The sequence below is a fragment of the Streptomyces phyllanthi genome (assembly GCF_009377205.1).
In the GTDB taxonomy this organism is placed as follows: Bacteria; Actinomycetota; Actinomycetes; order Streptomycetales; family Streptomycetaceae; genus Streptomyces; species Streptomyces phyllanthi.
In genome coordinates, this window is the sequence record NZ_VJZE01000643.1 from 1 (window position 1) to 4,031 (window position 4,031).

General features: G+C 70.8%; 4 protein-coding genes and 1 pseudogene. 1 reads left to right on the top strand and 4 read right to left on the bottom strand.

Features of this window, described 5'->3' with window-relative positions; all coding sequences use genetic code 11:
• The first annotated feature begins 55 nt into the window (after positions 1-55).
• Positions 56-1,510, top strand: coding sequence for an aldehyde dehydrogenase (locus tag FNH04_RS42660; protein ID WP_386574013.1), 1,455 nt, complete (start codon positions 56-58; stop codon positions 1,508-1,510).
• On the opposite strand, the pseudogene FNH04_RS42665 reads toward FNH04_RS42660, so the two are convergent.
• From FNH04_RS42665 to FNH04_RS42680, 4 genes and pseudogenes are all read right to left on the bottom strand, one after another.
• A pseudogene (locus FNH04_RS42665) lies at positions 1,489-1,986 on the bottom strand (SDR family NAD(P)-dependent oxidoreductase); the annotation flags it as partial. The gene FNH04_RS42660 and the pseudogene FNH04_RS42665 sit on opposite strands and share 22 nt — an antisense overlap.
• A 141-nt stretch (positions 1,987-2,127) precedes the next feature.
• Complete coding sequence (locus tag FNH04_RS42670) at positions 2,128-2,532, bottom strand: phosphotransferase (protein WP_194237004.1); 405 nt, start codon at positions 2,530-2,532, stop codon at positions 2,128-2,130.
• A gap of 42 nt (positions 2,533-2,574) precedes the next feature.
• Positions 2,575-3,375, bottom strand: a complete 801-nt coding sequence (locus FNH04_RS42675; protein WP_152791616.1) for an alpha/beta fold hydrolase — start codon at positions 3,373-3,375, stop codon at positions 2,575-2,577.
• Positions 3,372-4,031 (bottom strand): beta-xylosidase family glycoside hydrolase (locus FNH04_RS42680; protein ID WP_456154887.1); only part of this gene is annotated, 660 nt, incomplete at its 5' end. The genes FNH04_RS42675 and FNH04_RS42680, both read right to left, overlap by 4 nt.

A 4,031-nucleotide genomic window follows, 5' to 3' on the forward strand; every position in this document is an offset into this window, starting at 1 on the left:
CCCCATGCCCACCTGTGTGTCCTCCCAGGTGGGTCAGCCCCCACCACATTCAGGAGTGATCTTGAAGCACGACTACAGTTCCCTGTTCATCGACGGCCAGTGGGCAATACCTCACTCCGCGGAGGTCAACACCGTTGTCTCCGCGGTCACCGAGGAGGTCATCGGCCGGACACCGATCGCCGACGCCAAGGACGCGAACGCCGCGGTCGACGCGGCTCGCCGCGCGTTCGACGGCAGCGGCTGGTCCGACCTCTCCGCCGCCGAACGCGCCGACGTCCTGGAGCGGTTCGCCCAGGAACTCGAGAAGCACGCCAAGACCCTGGCGGAGGTCGTCACAGCCGAGAACGGCATGCCCATCACCCTGTCGATGCCGCTCAACGGCTTCGTCGGCCCCGCCACTCTGCGCTACTACGCCGGTCTGGCGCGCGAACTTCCGCTGGAAGAGGTGCGACCGAGCATGAGCGGAGGCGGCACGCTGGTACGACGGGAGCCCGTGGGCGTCGTGGCCGCCATCGTGCCGTGGAACTATCCGCAGTCCCTGGCCATGATCAAGATCGCCCCCGCGCTGGCAGCCGGCTGCACGGTGGTCCTCAAGCCCGCCCTGGAGACCGCCCTCGACGCCAACATCCTCGCCGAGGCCGCCTCCGCCGCCGGGCTGCCGCCCGGTGTCCTCAACGTACTGCCCGGCGGCGTCGAGGCGAGCCAGGCACTCGTGGCCCATCCCGGTGTCGACAAAGTCGCCTTCACCGGTTCGACGCCCACCGGGCGCGCCGTGGGTGAGGTCTGCGGCCGGCTGCTGCGACCCGTCACTCTCGAACTCGGCGGCAAGTCCGCCGCCATGATCCTGGACGACGCGGACCTCTCCCAGACGGTCGGGGGCCTGGCCCGGGTCTCGTTCCCGAACAACGGCCAGACCTGCTTCGCCAACACGCGCATCCTCGCCCCCGCACACCGTTACGAGGAGGTCCTCGACGCGGTCACCGACATGGCCCGGGCCCTGCCCGTCGGCGACCCGTTCGATCCGAAGACCGCCATCGGCCCCGTGGTCTCCTCCAGGCAGCGCGACCGGATCGAGGGATACATCGCGGAGGGCCGCGGCGCGGGGGCCCGCCTGACCACGGGGGGCGGGCGCCCGGCCCACATGAAGAAGGGCTGGTTCGTCGAGCCCACGGTCTTCGGTGACGTAAGCAACGACATGGTCATCGCGCGCGAGGAGATCTTCGGCCCGGTCGTCGGTGTCATCCCCTACCGGGACGAGGACGAGGCCATCGCTCTGGCCAACGACTCCGAGTACGGCCTCGGGGGCAGCGTGTGGACCGCCGACGTGGAACGGGGCACGGAACTGGCCCGCCGCATTCACACCGGCACCGTGGGAGTCAACGGCTACCAGGTCGACATCGGCGCACCGTTCGGCGGCGTCAAGGCCAGCGGTCTCGGCCGGGAGTTCGGCCCCGAAGGGCTGATGGCGTACTTCGAGCTGAAGTCCGTCTACCTGCCGACCGCCGCGTGACCCCATGCCGGCCCGCCGCCGAGGCATCGCACCGCGCACCCCGCGACGGCTGTCCGGCAGTACGTGAGTGACGTCCAGTCCGTGGCCGACAGCCCCGAGCGCATGAGGCTCGGGGCTGTCGGCCTCGCACCGGACCTCGAAGCGCCTGCCGCCCAGGAGGACAGTGCCCGACTGCCTCTCCTCTCTGCAGGCGGAACACGGTCGTGGTTCCAAGCACTCATGTCGGTGTCCACATAGCCGAGGCAGATCGCGGCCGCCGTCACACCGTCAGCCGATGTCTCGGTGTTGACTGCCTCGCACAAGGCCGTCAGAGCGGCCTTGCTCGCTCGGTATGCGGCGAGCCCCGGTTCAGGGGCCTGGCCGGTGACGGACGAAACAGCGACGATGCGCGCGGGTGCCGTTTGTCGCAGGAGCTCCATGCCGCCGTCGATGAGCAGGAAGGGCGCACGGACGTTCACCGCGAACTGCTTGTCGAAACGGGCTGATCGTGAGGTCGAAGCCCTCCTCCACGAGCCGGCCGGCGATCTCCCGGCCGATGCCGCGGGGAGGCACCGGTGACGAGCGCTGCCCGCCGGGTTCGGGTCACCGCCTGCGCCCCAGAAGAGCGAGCCCGGCCTTCAGCAGCTCGGAGACAGACGCGCCCGCTCCTGCGAAACCCTCGCCAACCGTGACATTCTGCAGGTGACGAGCGTACAGACCTTCCGCGATGACAGCGATCTGCAGTAGGCGAGCGCCTGGCAGAAGGGCAGCAACGTGATGTCGCGGCCACTCAACAAGGCGTACTGCTCGGCGAGTTCGAGCTGTCCGGGGAATCCGGGGTCGGTCGCGGCGGGTGAGTCGAGCAGGGCGTCGACAGCGGGACGACAGGCAAGAAACGTGCCGAGGTCCGCGAGTGGATCACCGAGGGTGGACAGTTCCCAGTCCACGACGGCCCGCACCCGGCTCAGGTCAGACGGATCGAGAATGGTGTTGTCGACCCGGAAGTCACCGTGCACGATCGACGCGTCGCTCTCCCTCGGCACCGCGTCCTCCAACGCCTTGTGGAGACGGGGAGGTTCACTACGTCAGTCGGCCGTCTCCCCGGCCGCCCAGTCACGGATGAGCCGGATCGTGCGCTCGGTCCGCTCCTCGTGCAGATAGTGGCCGGTGTGGGGCCAGTACTCGACGCGTGAGCCGGGCACCCGCAGCGTGCCGCGCTCCCACTCGGCGGCCTCCGGAGACGTCCAGACCGTCAGCGCGGGCTGCGGGCGGCGGCGCAGATACGCCTCGCTGTGCGGGCGGGCTCCCACGGCGCCGGGGTCGGTGTACATGCCCGCGTAGGCCTGCGCGACGACGTGGTCCGGTGTGCCGAGCATGGTGCGGATGTGCGCGGTACGCAGGCCGGGTGGGGCCTGCGATGAGAAGGCGCCGGCCACGAAGGAGGCGGCGGCGCGGGCGCCGTGCCTCCGGTACTCGGCGAGACGGGCGGGGAACGTCGCGACCTCGGCTTCGTCCGCGCCGTGGGCTGGGTCGAGGGCGACGACCGACCGTACGGTCCGCGGGTGGTGGATGGCCAGCAGGTTGACGACCTGGACACCCATGGAGTGACCGACGGCGACGACCTGGCCGGCACCCAGGGAACCGATCAGCGCCGCCAGGTCCTCCGCCATCTCAGCCGGTGTGTTGCCCTCGTCCGGCACCTCGGAGCGGCCGTGGCCGCGCAGGTCGGGGACGAGGACGCGGAACCGGTCGGCCAGCGCCTCGGCGTGCGGCGACCACTCCCGCCCGTCGCCGCCCCAGCCGTGCACCAGCAGGAGCGCGGGGGCGTCGTCCGAACCGAGACCAGTGCAGAAGAGGCGGATACGGCCGAGGTCGAGGAGTGTCATGCGTCGTCGTCCGGGGTTGTGCGGTAGGTGGCGTGGGCGAAGTCCGCGTACACGCCGGAGCCGTCGAGGTCCTGGACCCACAGTCCCAGCATCGCGCCGGTGAAGCCGAGAACCCTCAGCTGTCCGTCGTGGAACTCGTCGGCGTGCTCGTCGGACAGGACGGTCGCGTCGAGTCGGAGCCCCGGTGTCCGGGGGCCACCCCGGCCGGTGTCGTACGAGAAGCGCAGTTCGGGGCCGTCGAGTTCGGCGCGCAGCACCACGGGGCGCCCAGGTACCAGGGGGATCCTGGGCGGGTGTGCGATGAGCTTTCCGGCCTCGCAGCTCAGCGCCTTCAGCACCGGGTAGCCGTCGTCCTCGGCCGTGACGTACAGGTAGTGCCAGTTGCGGGTGTTGTAGTAGGCGGTGAGCCCGGCCATGTGGTCGGGGGTGCGGGGCGCGAAGGTCAGCTCGGTCTCGAAGGAGCAGCGCCGTGCCGTCACCCGTCGGGCGACCAGGCTGGGCGTCCGACGGCCCACGGGGGACTGACCGCCCCGGATCCGCAGCCGCCCGGGCGCGGGATCGATCCACTCAGGGTCGGCCGGGCGGCGCAGGGTGGACCAGTCCGGGCCGAGGGCCGGGGCGTCGAAACGGTCCGTGGCGGGTGGCTCGGGCACGGG

Coding starts and splice junctions, on each gene's coding strand:
- FNH04_RS42675 (WP_152791616.1), bottom strand. CDS start 3,375: ATGACACTCCTCGACCTCGGCCGTATCCGCCTCTTCTGCACTGGTCTC.